Origin of the sequence: Cupriavidus phytohabitans (assembly GCF_017815025.1) — a bacterium.
In the GTDB taxonomy this organism is placed as follows: domain Bacteria; phylum Pseudomonadota; class Gammaproteobacteria; order Burkholderiales; family Burkholderiaceae; genus Cupriavidus.
This window is the reverse complement of the sequence record NZ_JAGIQB010000268.1, coordinates 1-414: the sequence shown is the minus strand read 5'-3', so window position 1 is coordinate 414 and position 414 is coordinate 1. Positions and strand designations below refer to the sequence as shown.

General features: G+C 59.9%; 1 pseudogene. It reads left to right on the top strand.

The window, feature by feature from the left end:
• Positions 1-174 (top strand): annotated as a pseudogene (locus J8I34_RS35205) (IS110 family transposase); the annotation flags it as partial.
• Positions 175-414 lie beyond the last annotated feature (240 nt).

Here is a 414-nt window from a genome sequence, read left to right as displayed (position 1 = left end):
CGGTCCTGGGACGCCCAGGTTCGACTGTGCCGGCGCTATCGGAGACTTGCCGCACGCGGCAAGAACCCGAACATTGCAGTGGTTGCGGTGGCCCGTGAACTGAGCGGGTTCATCTGGGACATCAGCCAGCTCGCCATGTCGCTGGCCGTACCGAACGAGGCGCGGGCAGCTTAACCCAATACCGGTACCTATCTGACACTACTATGAGGCCTCAGTTTCCTGAAGGGCGACGTAGCCCGGCACACGAGCAACCCGCGATCCAGCTAGGCAACGGATCTCATCCGACTTGCGGAATTAGATAGCGGCAGGCTCATTGGGCGGACCTCTGTAATGCGGTAACCAACCCGCGGATATCAGCATGATCCACCGTCGAGACTTACTGCTACGTCGCCCTCCAGGAAATTGGGGGAACTA